Here is a 14,570-nt window from a genome sequence, read left to right as displayed (position 1 = left end):
TCTTTTTCTAACATCACGTATGAAAGAGGTGAAATAATCGTGGCTGAAGAGAACGAAAAAAAGGAGTTTCAAATCAACACTGATGTTGATCCACTAACAAGTCTTCTTGTGAGTGATATTTTAAACAAAAACAACATCACAGATGATCAGAAAGCAAACATTTCAGATGATCAACGAAAAATGATTTTGAAATTAGTTGAAGACTTACAAAAGAAAGCAGATGATTTCGTACAGCAGCAGCAAGAGAAAAAGCGGCAGGCAGAGGCAGCAAAACATACAGAAGAGGTCGAGCCTGAACCACAAGTGCGTCCTAAACGAAATTCACTTCGAGATCGTATCCAGCAGCGCCGTCAAGCGCAGCAAAATAACGATTAAATAAAAATGGGTTGCCTGCTAGGATAAATGCCCGAGACAAAACCAATCATTCCAGCATTTAATAAAGTAAACGGAAGGAGGAAAAGAAATGGATTCTAAACCATACTCTTGGGTCGCTCTAGATCGTAACTGTTCACACCACGGAGATTACCACCATAACTACGAAAGAAAAGCAGTTTGTGACGGCCACTATTATGATGATGAAGATGTTTTACAAGACTTTGATCAAGTGAGTGTCACAAAACAGACATCTGAGGAAGTCATTATCGTTAGAGACTCTTGTGACATTAACGTCTCTTCTGTTGATGCACAGGTAGCAGCATCTATCCAAGTAGCTGTTCAAACAGCGATCATTACCATTACAAACATCTCAATCGCAGACGGTGATTTAGCTGACCGCGTCACACAAGATCTCTTACAAGCCGCTACTCACAAACAAACAAACCGCCAGAAACTTGTTATCGAAAACTCTAGAAACGTTACAGTCTCTACAATCGATGCGGACATCTCTATTGCCATCCAAACGCTTACACAGACACTTGTTGCGACGATCGTTGCAATTGGTATCCTCTAATGTACAAAAGCAGAGCGAAAAGCTCTGCTTTTCCTTTTTCTAAAAATACAACAAAGATAAATAGTCATTTACCCACACCAACTAGAGGGCGCATACATATGTTGTTAAGGACTAAAGTCAAATACCTTGTTAAAGGAGCTGAAATCCATGAGCTGCGGAAAACACCATGGCCGACATGATGAAAACTGTGTATGCGATGCGGTTGATAAGATTTTAGCAGAGCAGGAAGCTGTAGAAGATAAATGTCCTACGAGCTGCTACAGTAATTTATTAAGCCCGACAGTTTCTGGAAAAGATACGATTCCGTTTTTACTTTTTGATAAAAAGGGCGGATTGTTCTCTACTTTCGGAAACATTGGAGGATTTGTTGACGATTGCCAATGCTTCGAATCCATTTTCTTCCGGGTTGAAAAATTGCATGACTGCTGTGCCACATTATCTGTATTAAGACCTGTTGATGTACACGGACATACGCTAAGCGTTTGTCACCCTTGCGATCCTGACTTCTTTGGTTTAGAAAAAGCGGACTTTTGTATCGAAGTTGATTTGAACTGTTTCTGCGCGATCCAATGTTTAAATCCAGAACTTGTCGACAGAGTCATGCCAACAAAAGATAAAAAGCATCATCACCACGGCTAAACCAATCGCCCGCTCATCTAACTTGTCATAAGTCAAAGCATCCCCTTCCTCACGAATGACAACCAATCATGCGGAGCAGTCAGCAAAAGGCGGCCGCTTCCGCATTGATTGACATTAGATGCATCAACCGGCGAGACACATAATAAAGCTTATAGATGATGATGACAGTGCTCAAACACTCAAACAAATTTCCTTGTATAGGAGGGTTGAATATGAGCCGCAAACATTCATGGAACTGTGTAGCAGAGGCTGTTGAAAACATAAACGACTTACAAAATGCCGTCGAAGAGGATTGCCCGACCAGCTGTTACAGCAATCTCCTTTCTCCATCACATTCATTAGGTGACACTGTCCCGTTTGTTCTATTTACCTCAAAATCAAAACCATTCGTTGCATTCGGAAACGTCGGAGAAGTAGATGCTGGCCCTTGCTTCAGCACTGCATTTTTCAGAGTCGAACACATCTCTGATCACTGCGCAACACTCAGCTTGCTTATTGCATTTGACAAAGATCGTCATATTTTAGATTTTACAGATAAAGATTCCGTATGTGATGTGTTCCGTTTAGAAAAATCAAAATATTGCATTGAAGTAGACCTTGACTGCTTCTGCGCAATCGAGTGCTTAAATCCAAGACTCATCAACCGTAGCTGCTAACAAAAAAAGTCCCGTTATGGGACTTTTTTTATGTTCATTAAAAACCAAGTGGATGAATAGAAGAAATATCACCAATCGCTAATTCTACTGGATTACCGCCGCCTGCTGTGCGGATGACGACCATATTGTCTTGTCTCTCCATGATGATTCCTCTGTATGTTTTTCCATCGGCTTCAATGAGGCAAAGCGCTCTCGGCATATTATGCGGCAGACTTGTAAGAAAATCGACTTTCTCCTCAATATTCATTTGGCTTAACGGCTTCTTCACTCGTTTTCTTCTTGGTTCTTCTTTTGTTTCATGAAATACGCCTTCTGGCTGTTTTTCTTGTTCTTGTTCTTGTACTGCCTCTCGATTTTGTGAATTATCTTTTTCTTGATTGATCTCCCGCTCTTGCTGTAGCGCAGGCGGCTCTTCTTTTTTCTGCTTTACTTCCTGTGATACAGATTCTTGCACGCTCTCTTCGATTACATCCTCTTTGGCGCTTTTTTTGGTTTCTGAAGGTTTTTCGGACTTCTTGCGCTTTCTCACAATATTTTGCATGGCCGGCGCTGATTCATCATAGCTCGGCTGAACAATATACATAAGCGGCTTTTGATTCTCATCACCTTTATTTGACATACTGATCCCTCCCGAATGATTCATTCCTTATATATATGAGAGGACACCCCAAATCAGAAGAAAAATAAAAAACAGCATACCAGTGATTGGTATGCTGCAAATCAATTATTCGTTTAGCGGGCAATGATATGGAAGCCAGAATCAACATGAAGATTCTCACCTGTCATGCCGCGGGATAAATCACTGAATAAGAATAGTGCTGTATCGCCAACTTCTTCAGGAGTCGTTGTACGGCGAAGCGGTGCACGCTCTTCAATATCCTTCAGGATCGTATTAAAGCCGCTGATTCCTTTTGCAGATAACGTACGAATTGGACCAGCAGAAATGCTGTTCACACGGATGCCTTCCGCTCCAAGATCAGCTGCTAAGTATTTCACACTTGCTTCAAGGGCTGCTTTTGCTACACCCATGACATTGTAGTTAGAGACAACGCGCTCTCCGCCTAGGTAAGTAAGTGTGACAATGCTTCCGCCTTCTGTCATGAGCGGACGTGCTGCTTTTGCTACAGCTGTTAGTGAATAGGCACTAATGTTGTGCGCTAAAAGGAAACCTTCACGGTTCGTGTTCAAATATTCACCGACAAGCTCTTCTTTGTTCGCAAATGCAATCGCATGTGCAACACCATGGATGACTTGTACTTTTTCTTTAATCGTTGCAAAACATTTTTCGATTTCTTCATCACTTGTCACATCACAAGGAAGAATAATGGAATCATCACGCTCTAGCGTGCTTGCTAGTTCTTTTACTGATTCTGCAAGACGATCTCCAACATAAGTAAAAATCAAACGAGCTCCTGCTTCGTGAAGTGAACGAGCAATCCCCCAAGCGATGCTTCGTTTATTGGCAACACCCATCACCACAATATTACGGCCTTCTAAAGAAAAGTTCATATGTATTAAAGCCTCCTATTTTTTCAAGACATAGTATTAGTACCTGATCATAATCTTATCACAAATCATGAGATATTGACAATTTCCGTTGAAAGAAAGTTTTTATTTCAGAAAAAAGACCGTCCTCACAAGTGAAGACAGTCTTCTTTTTATGCTTTGACTCTGTTTTGCTGATAAGCAAAGTGGTTAGTCGGTCCGTGCCCAGCGCCAATATTCAGAGGAAATTTGATCGCCTCATGGACAAAGGTTTCTGCCGTTTCAAAGGCTTCTTTCATGGAACGACCTTTTGCTATTTCTGCCGTTAATGCCGCTGCAAATGTACAGCCTGTTCCGTGTGTATGTGGTGTATCAATATGTTCGTTCGTGAGTTCAAAAAAGCTTTTTCCATCGTACAAAAGGTCTGTAATGAGGCCGTCTGAAGGACTATGACCTCCTTTGATCACAACATAGGACGTGCCAAGCTCATAAAGTCGTTCTGCTGCTCTATGGCGATCGTCTTTTGTCTGAATGCGCATGCCTATCAGCACTTCTGCCTCAGGGAGATTCGGTGTGACTGCATAACTGACAGGCAGTAACTGTGTTTTCATAGCAGAGACCGCATCTTCATTTAATAAAGAAGCGCCGCCTTTGGCAATCATGACTGGATCGACAATTAGTTTCAAGTCATATTGCTTCGTCTTTTCAGCAACGACACTGATCATGTCGGCACTCCACAGCATCCCTGTTTTAGCGGCATCTGGCAACAAGTCTTCTGCTACTGCATCAATTTGACTTTCGAGCGCCTCGATAGACAGAGGATAAATACCGTGAACGCCAAGTGTGTTTTGCGCTGTAATGGCCGTAATGGCGGACATTCCGTACACACCAAGCTCCTGAAAGGTTTTCAAGTCTGCTTGAATACCTGCTCCACCACCAGAATCAGTACCTGCGATGGTTAATGCTTTTTTAATCGTCATGTCATCTCACCCTCTCATTAGCCAATCCATTGATGATAAATCGTTCTCGCTTTCGCAATATCATTTGTCCCATGTACAAGCGCTCTGCCATCTTTGAATAAAACAAGCTTGTACTCATCCTTCTGACACGAAAGCAAATAAGGATTTTCCAACACATCCATTCCTGCTTTCTTTAGCTGACGGGCTACTTCATGCAGCGCAGGGGGTGCCCCTAGTGCACTGCGAATTTGTACGGTATTTCGTCCACATAATACATCTGCTTTTGCTCTTTGATCATATGAGAGAAATGGATATGTCTTAAGACCGCAGCTTGGACATTGTTTCTTTTTTAAAGACGTAACGGATCGAATATCAGATCGCTCGTTTGTCCATAAATCAAACGATCTTAATACCGGTGTGATGTGGTGTCCTGTTAAAAGCTTCAGTGCATCCGCCACTTGATAGGCCGCAACCTGCTGCACTACTGGACTAATAATTCCTGCTGTATCACATGTCATGCCTTGTGCAGGCAAATGCTCAAGCAGGCAGTGTAAACATGGTGTTTCACCAGGAATCACTGTGAATTGAATACCATAGCTTGCTACACAGGCCCCGTAAAGGAACGGAATTTGATGTTTGACGGCCGCATCGTTCGCAATCATTCTCACCTCAAAATTATCCGCTGCATCCACGATGATGGATGCCCCGCTGACGTACTCATCAATATTTTGAGCGGTCACGTCAATGACGATGCCTCTCACGTGAACGTCACTGTTCACCTGCTTGAGTCTTTTCTCAGCAGCCACAGCCTTTGGCAGCCGATCAAGAACATCTTGTTCTGTGTAAAGCTGCTGACGCTGCAGGTTGCTCCATTCAATATAATCTCTATCCAAAATGGTGACAGATCCTACGCCGGCACGGACGAGCATTTCAGCACTCGCTGTTCCAAGTGCCCCAGCCCCAATAATGACGGCATTTGAGGCATTTAGCCGTTTTTGTCCTTCTGTACCGATCGGCCTAAAAAGCTCTTGGCGTGAATAACGTGTGCTCAAAATGCTGGCATTCCTTCTTGCGGACTGCTGGCTGTTCCATAGTTTTTGAGTGGAATACGGCCTGCCTCGAAACCGAGTCTTCCAGATTCAATCGCCAGCTTCATCGCTTTAGCCATTTTCACAGGGTCCTTTGCGCCAGACACGGCTGTATTCAGTAATACAGCATCAGCGCCCAATTCCATCGCATAAGCAGCATCCTTCGGCGAACCTACACCCGCATCAATAATAACTGGCACCTTTGCCTGTTCGATAATAAACGATAGATTCAGAGGGTTTAAAAGCCCTTGACCTGAACCGATTGGAGAAGCACCTGGCATAATGGCATGAACACCAAGTTCTTCTAATTTCCTTGCCAGCACCACATCATCTGACGTATATGGCAACACGATAAAGCCTTCTTCTAATAGCATTTCAGATGCTTTTAACGTTTCGACTGGATCTGGCAGAAGAGATCTTGAACAGCCAATGACTTCTACTTTGATCATGTCACACAGTCCAGAAGCTTTCGCTAAACGAGCAATCCGCACCGCTTCTTCCGCTGTACTTGCCCCTGCAGTATTTGGCAGCAATGTATAGGCTGATAAATCAAGCTGCTCTAAAAAATTGGGCTGTGATGGTTCAAATATGTTCATTCTTCGCACAGCAAAGGTCAAAATTTCAGCTTCTGATACGTTGACCGCCTCTTTTTGAACTTCAAATGATGGATACTTTCCTGTCCCTAGTAATAGTCTTGATGTAAATGTTTTTCCGCCAATGCGCAGCATGGTGTCATCCTCCTCCTACAAAGTGAACGATTTCAATCGTGTCATTTGGTTGAATTTTTACCTGTTGAAAGGCTTCTTTATCTATAATTTCTTGATTTTTTTCAACGATCACCACTCGGTTTTCAAGTTGATAGGCTGACAGCAGATCAAAAATCGTGCCATTTTCCTTATCGAAATCAACCATTCTTCCATTCAATTGAATTTTCATACGAACAATGCCTCCTTTCGCCCAATACGAAACGCATGAAGCCATTCCTTGTGAACAGACTCGCCTACTATCAAGCCGCGAATGATTTCCCCCGTAATTGGCGCAAGTAAAATGCCATTTCGGTAATGTCCCGTTGCAAAAAGAATACGCTCGTCTTCCGGATGTTTTCCGATATAGGGGTGCCGGTCGCTTGTCGCTGGCCGAAGACCTGCCCAACATTGATCAATCGGCATCTCTCGAATAGAAGGCATGAGCTGAGATGCTTTGTGAATAACTGCTTCAATACCGCCAAGTGTCGGAACGGCCTGCCAGTCATTCGGTTTCATCGTTGCACCAATCACTAGCTTACCGCTATCCCTTTGAACGATATAACAATGATCATGATAGATGGTGTGTGCAAGCGCTGGACCGTTATTCCAAACAGACACGCATTCTCCTTTTACAGGATAGAGAGAATGTGATAACCCCAGTTCTTCTAAAAAACGGCCTGACCATACACCACTTGCTACAGTCAGATGATCACATGTGAAGATGCCTTTAGCTGTACTGACTGTCAAAGTTTCTTTTCCCCTCTTCACATCGATAACGGGGGTAAACTCCTTCACATCCGCTCCATGCCGAACAGCCGCCTGCCAAAAAGCCCTGCATACCGCATATGGCTCGACATGTACATCATCTGCTATCAAGCCTGCTCCTACGATGTCATCTGCTATTTGAGGCATACGTTCTTTTACGCTGCTTGCTTCAAGCCATTCAAATGTGGGCAAATGCTGCATCCGGCAAAGCGCTCGCTTTTCTTGTTCTGTAAAAGCCACCTTCATAATCCCGCCCACTGATGTCCGAATATCAATGCCCGATTCACGCTGAAGGTCGACCGTTAATTTTTCATATAAAACCTGACTTTGTCTGCCTACTTGAAAGAAAATATCCTCATCACCTTCTCCTTCAGCATGTGCACCCAGCATGCCAGCAGCCGCACTCGTCGTTTGCTTCCCGATCTCATTTGCCTCAAATAAGACAATCTGCTTTCCTGCTTTTGCAAGGTGATAAGCGATCGACATCCCTATGATTCCACCACCAATGATTGCAACATCATAATGCTTGTTCATAAGGATTCTCCTTTCGCTTTTTAGAAAATATTTGCGCCATTTTGCGCGGCTGAGGATGAGCAAAAATCCCCGACATGACGGCTATTCCCTTTAAATCAACATGCATCAATTCTGGCAGTCGTTCTGGTGTGATTCCACCAATGACAACGACTGGAATGGACAGCGAAGAAGTCATGTCTTCCACAATCTTTATGCCTCTCGCCTGAAGTCCGGGTTTGCATGCGGTATCATACACATGCCCAAACATGACATACTCTGCCCCGTTCTTCTCTGCTGCTTTGGCTTCTTCTATCGAATGAACCGATACCCCCGCATGGAGGTGAGGAAATTTTTGTCTTAATTCCTTTGGCGAAAAGCTGTGTCCTGGAAGATGAACCCGGTGAATATTGGTCAGCAGCGCAACGTCAACTCGGTCATTGATAATCAGCTTTTCTTTCGGAACACCTTCTGCTAGGAGTTGTTTCACGAGGTGAACCAGCTCACCTGCTGCCTTCGATCGTTCACGAATATGAATAAAGTCTACTTCAGACGCAATGTCTTTTATTTGCTTGATGAGCTCCCTGACAGGAAGCGTATCATTTGTCACTGCATGGAGTTCCATTTGCACCAACCCCATCTAAGCATGCTGTCTGCCACATTTCTTTTTCATACGCCATCTCCCAGAAATGGTATTCGTAATAGCTCGAAATCACGAAATTTTCTTTCATATTAGCCCGCACATGTTCTGGCGCTTTTTCTGCAAGTTCATCAAAACGGTTCACCTGTTCAAAAACAAGCTCTTTAAACCAATCCCCGCCATATGTCAAAATCCATTCTTGATAAATCGGATGGTCAGGTGTTGTTTGTTTCAGTTTTTCTCCTACCTCATAATAAAGCCAGTAGCACGGCAATAATGCGGCTAAAATTTCTTCAAAACGACCGCTTTTCACAGATCGGTACATATGCGAGGTATATGCATACGCAGTTGGAGAAGGTTTAAAGTTTGCCAGCGCTTCATCAGAGATCTGGAGCAGTTCTGTGAACTTTCTATGCAGTGATAGCTCTGCTTCATACGTACCCTGCGCATGATATGCCATTCTGCCTGTCGTATATAAGTCCTCACTAATGGCAGCTCCATACGACTGTACTTTTGCAAAATGAGTTAAATAGTACGAATCCTGCATCACATAATAAGTGAAACGATCGAGTGAAAGTGTGCCATCACCAATCCCTTTCACAAAAGGGTGTGTAAAGCTCCCATTCCACCATCTAGCTGCTGCTTCTTTACATTCGTTCGAAAATGTCATGTTCCTCTCCTCCTGTTTTTCCATATAAAAAAACCACTTTCCGCGTGGAAAGTGGTTTGGAATTTGTAAAAAGCATAGTCAAACACCGCACCACTTCCCTACGCAGGTATGAACCTGTTCAGGTAATGAGGGTCTAAAAGTCTATACTTTTATCTCAGCCCTTTTAAAGGACTCCCCTAGTGGATCAAACATATATTGTTGTACCTCTATCTTAATCAGGATTTGTTCATCGGTCAAGGGTTCATTGCAACTCTAATTGGGCTCTTAGTCCTGCCACATACTCCCGGGAGCCAGACACAAGCACGCGGTCACCGCTTCTAAGCGTCGTATCCCCATGCGGTACTAAGCTGTCAATTCCTCTAAAAATACGGACAAACACCAAATCGCCGGTAAATGGAAATTCCCTCAGCATGACGTTATGATACCGATGATTGTTCATTTGAATTTGATACAAAGAAGAATCCTCATTTGTTAACAAGCGAATCGCATCAGGTGCTTCAATCAATGCCCTCAGCACCGTTTTAGATGATAAGAAGTTAGAAAAGGTATCGATCCCTGCTTCCTTTAAAGTCAGCTCGGCTTCCGCTTTGTTGACACTTGCAATGACTTGTTTAGACCCTTCTTCTTTTGCAAATAAAGCAATTTCCTTATTTTTCGTTTCACTGCCTGTAGCCACAACGAGCACATCCTCTTGCCCGATGCCAGCCTGCCTGAGCGTATCATCGTCATATTGTTCAATCGCTTCAACTTCAAAGATGGAGTCAGCAAGCAAGGCTTCTTTATTTTCCTGAAAGACGTGTAAAATACGGATGTCATATTCATCCTGATGTAAATCAAGCGTCACAGGTAACGTCAGCTGATTCGCTCCAATAAACGTCACACGCTTTTTATGATTGGTTTCACGTTCTTGTTTAAATAACGCCTTAAACCAAACAGGCGTTAAAATACTCGTGAGCACAGCGACTAGAATGAGGGCTCCTGACATTTTATGATCAATGACACCAAGCCGCTCACCAATCGTTGCAGCCGCAATAACTAGGGATAACGTCGAGGTTAATAAAAAACCAGAACCAATGACCTTTTTCATGTCATACCATTTTTTTAAATAAAGAATCGGAACGAGTTTACTAAGCAATAATGCAATAAACAGTAGCGGAATCATGATCATGATGGTTGGATCTTTAAAGAGTGACCATATATTCAGGTCCACACCGACCATCACAAAAAAGATCGGAATTAAAAATCCATAGCCAAATGAGTCCAGCTGCTGTACGAGTTCTTTATTAGGCGAAAGAAGAGACACAAGCACACCTGCTAAAAAAGCCCCCAGAATATTTTCAGCACCGAGTGATTCAGATAAGGCAACTAAGACTATAATGAGAGTAAAGATGGCTCTTGTCCCAATTTGCACCGTTCCTTTTGACATGGACTGAAAAATGGACTTTGTCTTAAATACCCGGCCAAATAAATAAAGAAGAATACCTGCCGCAAATAATAATAAGAGCAACCACATGTTCCCTGTTCCATCGCCATAAATGGAGGAAAACACAGCAAGTAAAATCATTGTCACCAAATCAGCAATGACGGCTACAAGCAAAATGATTTGACCAATATTCGTTTGCATCAACTTTTCCTCTTTTAAGGTAGGAACTACCACACCCAATGAGATGGTGGAAATAATAAGCGTCATTAAAAAGGCATTTTGAATAAATCCTGCAAGGACAAACGCATAAGACAGGATAAAGGACATACAAAATACGCCAACAAAAATAATGGTCGCTGTTTTAAATGTATTCGGTTCTTTTAATCCATTTGGTAGTTCTCGCGCTTTCTTCTTTGATTCAAAAGAAGAAAAATCTATTTCAAGTCCACTTAAAAACATAAGAAAAATAAAACCTAGCATGGATAACGTATCTAGCCATGCGTCGTGTTCAACAACTAGTTGAAGACCGCTTTTTCCAATGATGAGCCCCATGATGATTTCAGCGACAACGACCGGGATGGTCAGCTTAAATCGGTGCAATAAAATGGGGGTGAAAAAGGCTACAATAATAACGACAACGAGTGATGAAACAGATGTATGCTCCATTGGCTAAAGCCTCCTAACATTCATGTTTAATTTTTAAGTTTTACGTTAAAGCATTGATTCTAACAATTGCCCAAATGAAATGAAAGCCATTCGTTATATTTTCTAAAATTCAAACTTCTTTATATCCGATAAATGGATGAAAAAATCAGGAGGAACCTTTATGAAATTCGATATCATCGGCGATATCCACGGCTGCTACGAAGAGCTGCTTACCCTCATACACAAACTAGGATACGAACTCAAACACGGACTACCTGTCCACCCTGATAAGAGAACACTGGCCCTTGTTGGTGATTTAACAGACCGCGGCCCTCGATCAGTTGCCGTGATGCAATTTGTCATACACGCCTATTCTAAGGGCGCCATCCGCTATGTGCCTGGCAACCATTGTTTTAAGCTGTATCGCTATTTGAAAGGAAATCCCGTAAAATTACTGCATGGCATTGAAACAACGGTCAACGAAATCAAAAACCTGCCGCATGATGAACAAACCATTTTATCACGTGAATTTAAACATTTATTTGAAAAGGCACCGCTTTATGATGTACTGATTCCGAATGAACTGATCATTGCACACGCAGCGATGAAGGAAAAGGATATTGGCAAAAAACCGAACAAACAGATGAGGTCTTATCTATTATTTGGAGCAGTCACCGGAGAAACATGGCCAGACGGTCGACCTGTCAGGAAGGACTGGGCAAAGGAATATCACGGAAAACCATGGATTGTGTACGGGCATACACCCGTAAAAGAACCAAGATTTATCGGTAGAACGGTTAACATTGATACAGGCTGTGTCTTTGGCCACAAGCTCTCTGCCCTTAGATATCCAGAGCTTGAGACAGTATCTGTTCCTTCATCTATGCCATATGATGATTCAAGATTTCAGCATTTCACGCAATAAAAAACCCGGTCCACCATGACAGGTGACCGGGTTTACTTGTTTACTGAAGCAATAATGTCATATCATCCGGCAAAGGAGCCGAAAAGGTCATGGACTCCCCTGTTATCGGATGCGGAAAAACAAGGGTTTCACTATGAAGTGCCTGCCTGCCTATTCTCTCGCTTGTTCCACCATATAGCGTATCTCCAACAAGCGGATGACCAAGGAATTGCATGTGAACACGAATTTGATGAGTTCTTCCCGTTTCAAGGATAAGGGACACATCAGACATATCTAAATGAGTATGTACCGCCCGCACCGTATAATGTGTTACGGCTTCCTGACCAGATTCATTCACCATTCGTTCAATAATGCTGTCCCCTTTTCGAGCAATTTTTGCTCTAATTGTTCCTTCCTTTTGCGTGATCATGCCGTGTGTCATGGCTCTATACGTTCGCTTGACTTCCCCTTTTTTCTGCGCCTTTGATAAAAGGCTGTGTGCAAAGCGATGTTTAGCGACTAACATGACACCAGAAGTATCACGATCAAGACGGTTCACCAAGTGGACAGTCAGTCGAACGGACTGCTTAGCATAATGGTGAAGCAACCCATTTGCAATACTATGCTCAGGGTGCTCTCGAGAAGGAATCGATGGGATATATGGCTTTTTATTCAGCACAAGCACGTGCTCGTCCTCAAATAAAATATCAAGCGGAATGGCCGCAGGTTTTAGCCCTTCACTCACTTTTTCCTCGGGAAATAAAATGGTGAGCCTGTCTCCCTCGCGCAGCTCATATCTCACGGTCACATGCTCTCCATTAATCAGAAGGTCACCGCCATCAAATTTAATATCTGTCAGCATTCGTTTTGAAATGCCAAGATCGATTAAGTAGTCCTTCAACAGCCTGCCTTCTTCTTTGGCTGATATGGTTTTGTTTATCTTAAAGTATTCCAGCGAGAACAACCTCTTTCTTATTCTCCTTTGCCGATAAAGGAATCTTGCACCCTTTTCCAAAATGGAAATGGTCTAAATCGGGCAAACCGGACATTCTCGTCTGCCACTCGGCATTGAATGGATTTCACATCTTTATGCAGCAGCGACAAATGATCTATCGTCACCTGAAAATCCACATCATTAATCGGTTTGATCACACACGTATGGTGGTCCGGCAAAATGAGCGGCGAACCGACCGTTCTAAACACTCTGTTGTTGATTGAAGCCATTTCTGCCAGCTGGATCGCCCTAATGGATGGGTGAATAATAGCCCCGCCAAGTGCCTTATTATAGGCTGTACTGCCAGATGGTGTAGACAAACAAAGACCATCTCCTCTGAATGTTTCAAAAAGCTGACCCCTAATCTCAACATCTGCCACAAGTGTACCTTCCATACTTTTAATCGTACATTCATTCATTGCTAAATATTTTTCTTCCCGGCCGCCATCGTTGTACCTGACGATGACTTCAAGAATCGGATATTCCACAATATGATAAGGCGTTTTGGCAATGGCTAACACAAGCTTTTCTATTTCACTCGGTACCCAGTCCGCATAAAAACCAAGATGGCCTGTATGTACGCCGACAAAAGCGGTTTCGTTCAGACGGTTGCTATACCGGTGAAAAGCGTATAAAAGGGTTCCGTCTCCGCCAACTGTAATGACGAGATCGGGTTCCTCTTCATTTAATTCCATTCCAAAATCCAATAAGTAGGTCTGTATTTTATTTTTGAGTGTGTCAGATACAGAATTCCCTTTCGAAGAAACTGCAAATTTCATGAATTCTTCTCCTTTTCCACCTTGCTGCGACGAGAAAGCAGCATCATATTTGATCAAGCTTAGGCTCAGCTATCGTTTTTCTTTTTCCGGGAAAATGCCACTTGTGCCTCTTGAATTTCCCCTCTGATTTCAGACATCTCATCATCAAGAAGAGATGCTGCCTCAGAAGCTCTTTGAAGGCGCTGCTTGACCTTCTCCGGGATATTCCCGCTATATTTATAATTCAGAGAATGCTCGATGGTCGCCCAAAAGTTCATGGCTAATGTACGGATTTGGATTTCGACGAGGAGCTGCTTCTCTCCATTGATCGTTTGCAGCGGATATAACACAACAAGGTGGTACGAGCGGTATCCGCTTTCTTTATGTTCTGCAATATAGTCGCGTTTATCTACAACCACGAAATCTTTTCGTGACTGAAGCATTTTCTTGACGACTTGTATATCTTCTACAAATTGGCACATAATGCGAAGCCCTGCAATATCCTGCATCGTTTCAATCTCATGCATCGGGATGTTTTTACGCTTTGCCTTTTCCAATATGCTGGCAACGGGTTTCACTCGGCCAGTGACAAATTCTACTGGTGAATGGTCATCCTCAAATTCATACAGTTTTCGAATGCCTTTTAGTTTCACTTTTAATTCTTCGACTGCTTGCTTATATGGTGCGAGGAATTGATCCCATTGTTTTTTGTCCATGAAACTTCCCCCAATTCCAAATA

The 14,570-nt window shown here is 42.9% G+C and carries 18 protein-coding genes and 1 riboswitch; of the genes, 5 read left to right on the top strand and 13 right to left on the bottom strand.

Going from position 1 to position 14,570, the window contains the following annotated elements:
• The first annotated feature begins 39 nt into the window (after nt 1-39).
• The 4 genes from ID12_RS10570 (at nt 40) to ID12_RS10555 (ending at nt 2,244) form a co-directional block, all read left to right on the top strand.
• Nucleotides 40-375 carry a hypothetical protein gene (locus ID12_RS10570; RefSeq protein ID WP_050827163.1) on the top strand — a complete coding sequence of 112 codons (336 nt, stop codon included), beginning with the start codon at nt 40-42 and terminating at the stop codon, nt 373-375.
• An 88-nt stretch (nt 376-463) separates the two neighbouring features.
• On the top strand, nt 464-949 hold the full coding sequence (locus tag ID12_RS10565) for a spore coat protein (RefSeq protein ID WP_050827162.1): 486 nt from the start codon (nt 464-466) through the stop codon (nt 947-949).
• A gap of 147 nt (nt 950-1,096) precedes the next feature.
• Nucleotides 1,097-1,588 (top strand): CotY/CotZ family spore coat protein, encoded by a 492-nt coding sequence (locus ID12_RS10560; RefSeq protein WP_008348432.1) that lies wholly within the window; start codon nt 1,097-1,099, stop codon nt 1,586-1,588.
• Between the two features lie 212 nt (nt 1,589-1,800).
• Nucleotides 1,801-2,244, top strand: a complete 444-nt coding sequence (locus ID12_RS10555) for a CotY/CotZ family spore coat protein (RefSeq protein ID WP_008348434.1) — start codon at nt 1,801-1,803, stop codon at nt 2,242-2,244.
• Between the two features lie 37 nt (nt 2,245-2,281).
• Here ID12_RS10555 and ID12_RS10550 read toward each other — a convergent pair whose 3' ends face one another.
• From ID12_RS10550 to ID12_RS10505, 10 genes are all read right to left on the bottom strand, one after another.
• Nucleotides 2,282-2,863, bottom strand: a complete 582-nt coding sequence (locus ID12_RS10550) for a CotO family spore coat protein (RefSeq protein WP_050827161.1) — start codon at nt 2,861-2,863, stop codon at nt 2,282-2,284.
• A 113-nt stretch (nt 2,864-2,976) separates the two neighbouring features.
• The gene (gene fabI / locus ID12_RS10545) at nt 2,977-3,753 is read right to left on the bottom strand and encodes an enoyl-ACP reductase FabI (RefSeq protein ID WP_003211867.1); all 777 of its coding nucleotides are present in this window, start codon (nt 3,751-3,753) and stop codon (nt 2,977-2,979) included.
• A gap of 149 nt (nt 3,754-3,902) precedes the next feature.
• Complete coding sequence (gene thiD / locus ID12_RS10540; protein ID WP_017359661.1) at nt 3,903-4,709, bottom strand: bifunctional hydroxymethylpyrimidine kinase/phosphomethylpyrimidine kinase; 807 nt, start codon at nt 4,707-4,709, stop codon at nt 3,903-3,905.
• A 17-nt stretch (nt 4,710-4,726) separates the two neighbouring features.
• A complete protein-coding gene (locus tag ID12_RS10535) occupies nt 4,727-5,740 on the bottom strand; it encodes a thiazole biosynthesis adenylyltransferase ThiF (RefSeq protein ID WP_035700330.1) in 1,014 nt (337 codons plus the stop codon).
• Nucleotides 5,737-6,504: a thiazole synthase gene (locus tag ID12_RS10530; protein WP_007498979.1), complete on the bottom strand. Its 768-nt coding sequence runs from the start codon at nt 6,502-6,504 to the stop codon at nt 5,737-5,739. The genes ID12_RS10535 and ID12_RS10530 overlap by 4 nt, the downstream gene beginning before the upstream one ends.
• Before the next feature lie 4 nt (nt 6,505-6,508).
• The gene (gene thiS, locus ID12_RS10525; RefSeq protein WP_017367025.1) at nt 6,509-6,712 is read right to left on the bottom strand and encodes a sulfur carrier protein ThiS; all 204 of its coding nucleotides are present in this window, start codon (nt 6,710-6,712) and stop codon (nt 6,509-6,511) included.
• Nucleotides 6,709-7,821 carry a glycine oxidase ThiO gene (thiO, locus tag ID12_RS10520; RefSeq protein WP_050827160.1) on the bottom strand — a complete coding sequence of 371 codons (1,113 nt, stop codon included), beginning with the start codon at nt 7,819-7,821 and terminating at the stop codon, nt 6,709-6,711. The genes thiS and thiO overlap by 4 nt, the downstream gene beginning before the upstream one ends.
• Nucleotides 7,805-8,422: a thiazole tautomerase TenI gene (tenI, locus tag ID12_RS10515; RefSeq protein WP_035392414.1), complete on the bottom strand. Its 618-nt coding sequence runs from the start codon at nt 8,420-8,422 to the stop codon at nt 7,805-7,807. The genes thiO and tenI overlap by 17 nt, the downstream gene beginning before the upstream one ends.
• On the bottom strand, nt 8,397-9,107 hold the full coding sequence (tenA, locus tag ID12_RS10510) for a thiaminase II (RefSeq protein WP_050827159.1): 711 nt from the start codon (nt 9,105-9,107) through the stop codon (nt 8,397-8,399). Before tenA ends, tenI begins: the two co-directional genes overlap by 26 nt.
• Before the next feature lie 78 nt (nt 9,108-9,185).
• Nucleotides 9,186-9,295: riboswitch (TPP riboswitch) on the bottom strand.
• Nucleotides 9,296-9,348: 53 nt separating this feature from the next.
• Nucleotides 9,349-11,196 carry a monovalent cation:proton antiporter family protein gene (locus tag ID12_RS10505; protein WP_046527497.1) on the bottom strand — a complete coding sequence of 616 codons (1,848 nt, stop codon included), beginning with the start codon at nt 11,194-11,196 and terminating at the stop codon, nt 9,349-9,351.
• A 160-nt stretch (nt 11,197-11,356) separates the two neighbouring features.
• On the opposite strand from ID12_RS10505, the gene prpE reads away from it, so the two are divergent.
• The gene (gene prpE, locus ID12_RS10500; protein ID WP_017359667.1) at nt 11,357-12,100 is read left to right on the top strand and encodes a bis(5'-nucleosyl)-tetraphosphatase PrpE; all 744 of its coding nucleotides are present in this window, start codon (nt 11,357-11,359) and stop codon (nt 12,098-12,100) included.
• A 40-nt stretch (nt 12,101-12,140) separates the two neighbouring features.
• On the opposite strand, the gene ID12_RS10495 is transcribed toward prpE, so the two are convergent.
• From ID12_RS10495 to yjbM, 3 genes are all read right to left on the bottom strand, one after another.
• The gene (locus tag ID12_RS10495; RefSeq protein ID WP_035392659.1) at nt 12,141-13,034 is read right to left on the bottom strand and encodes an RluA family pseudouridine synthase; all 894 of its coding nucleotides are present in this window, start codon (nt 13,032-13,034) and stop codon (nt 12,141-12,143) included.
• Between the two features lie 17 nt (nt 13,035-13,051).
• Entirely contained in the window at nt 13,052-13,852 is an 801-nt protein-coding gene (locus ID12_RS10490; RefSeq protein WP_008355343.1) for an NAD kinase, read from the bottom strand.
• A 65-nt stretch (nt 13,853-13,917) separates the two neighbouring features.
• Nucleotides 13,918-14,547, bottom strand: coding sequence for a GTP diphosphokinase (gene yjbM, locus ID12_RS10485; RefSeq protein WP_008348457.1), 630 nt, complete (start codon nt 14,545-14,547; stop codon nt 13,918-13,920).
• Between the last annotated feature and the right edge of the window lie 23 nt (nt 14,548-14,570).

The organism is Bacillus altitudinis, assembly GCF_001191605.1.
In the GTDB taxonomy this organism is placed as follows: Bacteria; Bacillota; Bacilli; order Bacillales; family Bacillaceae; genus Bacillus; species Bacillus altitudinis.
The sequence above is the reverse complement of the archived record's forward strand: the minus strand, read 5'-3'. Positions and strand labels throughout refer to the sequence as shown.

Bases quoted from the DNA above. Each gene is read 5' to 3' on its own strand.
- ID12_RS10565 (WP_050827162.1), top strand. From the start codon at position 464: ATGGATTCTAAACCATACTCTTGGGTCGCTCTAGATCGTAACTGTTCA.
- ID12_RS10560 (WP_008348432.1), top strand. From the start codon at position 1,097: ATGAGCTGCGGAAAACACCATGGCCGACATGATGAAAACTGTGTATGC.
- ID12_RS10555 (WP_008348434.1), top strand. From the start codon at position 1,801: ATGAGCCGCAAACATTCATGGAACTGTGTAGCAGAGGCTGTTGAAAAC.
- ID12_RS10550 (WP_050827161.1), bottom strand. From the start codon at position 2,863: ATGTCAAATAAAGGTGATGAGAATCAAAAGCCGCTTATGTATATTGTT.
- fabI (WP_003211867.1), bottom strand. From the start codon at position 3,753: ATGAACTTTTCTTTAGAAGGCCGTAATATTGTGGTGATGGGTGTTGCC.
- thiD (WP_017359661.1), bottom strand. From the start codon at position 4,709: ATGACGATTAAAAAAGCATTAACCATCGCAGGTACTGATTCTGGTGGT.
- ID12_RS10530 (WP_007498979.1), bottom strand. From the start codon at position 6,504: ATGCTGCGCATTGGCGGAAAAACATTTACATCAAGACTATTACTAGGG.
- thiS (WP_017367025.1), bottom strand. From the start codon at position 6,712: ATGAAAATTCAATTGAATGGAAGAATGGTTGATTTCGATAAGGAAAAT.
- thiO (WP_050827160.1), bottom strand. From the start codon at position 7,821: ATGAACAAGCATTATGATGTTGCAATCATTGGTGGTGGAATCATAGGG.
- tenI (WP_035392414.1), bottom strand. From the start codon at position 8,422: ATGGAACTCCATGCAGTGACAAATGATACGCTTCCTGTCAGGGAGCTC.
- tenA (WP_050827159.1), bottom strand. From the start codon at position 9,107: ATGACATTTTCGAACGAATGTAAAGAAGCAGCAGCTAGATGGTGGAAT.
- ID12_RS10505 (WP_046527497.1), bottom strand. From the start codon at position 11,196: ATGGAGCATACATCTGTTTCATCACTCGTTGTCGTTATTATTGTAGCC.
- prpE (WP_017359667.1), top strand. From the start codon at position 11,357: ATGAAATTCGATATCATCGGCGATATCCACGGCTGCTACGAAGAGCTG.
- ID12_RS10490 (WP_008355343.1), bottom strand. From the start codon at position 13,852: ATGAAATTTGCAGTTTCTTCGAAAGGGAATTCTGTATCTGACACACTC.
- yjbM (WP_008348457.1), bottom strand. From the start codon at position 14,547: ATGGACAAAAAACAATGGGATCAATTCCTCGCACCATATAAGCAAGCA.